The organism is Bradyrhizobium campsiandrae, from assembly GCF_014529705.1.
GTDB classification, from domain to species: Bacteria; Pseudomonadota; Alphaproteobacteria; order Rhizobiales; family Xanthobacteraceae; genus Bradyrhizobium; species Bradyrhizobium campsiandrae.
This window is the reverse complement of sequence record NZ_JAANIH010000308.1, coordinates 1-265: the sequence shown is the minus strand read 5'-3', so window position 1 is coordinate 265 and position 265 is coordinate 1. Positions and strand designations below refer to the sequence as shown.

1 protein-coding gene is annotated in these 265 nt (G+C 61.5%); it reads left to right on the top strand.

Annotation, left to right across the window (positions count from 1 at the left end):
- Positions 1-265 (top strand): IS110 family transposase (locus G8O24_RS43225; protein WP_188108477.1); only part of this gene is annotated, 265 nt, incomplete at both ends.

Genomic DNA, 265 nt, shown 5'->3' with positions numbered 1-265 from the left:
GTCGTCGCCGAGCTGCGGCGCAAGCGGTTCGTCGTCGTCCTGTTTCAGCCGAAGCAGGTCCGTGCCTATGGCACGTTCCATCAGCTGCTGGCCAAGAACGACAAGATCGACGCGAAGCTGATCGCGATGTGCACTGCTGCGGTCAGGACGATCCATGCCGCTCCGGATCCGCGCCTTCAGCCCTTTGCCGAGCATCTGACAATGATCGACCAGATCACGGAGGACATCGCAAGGCTGAAGAACCGGCTCGAGAGTTGCCGCGACA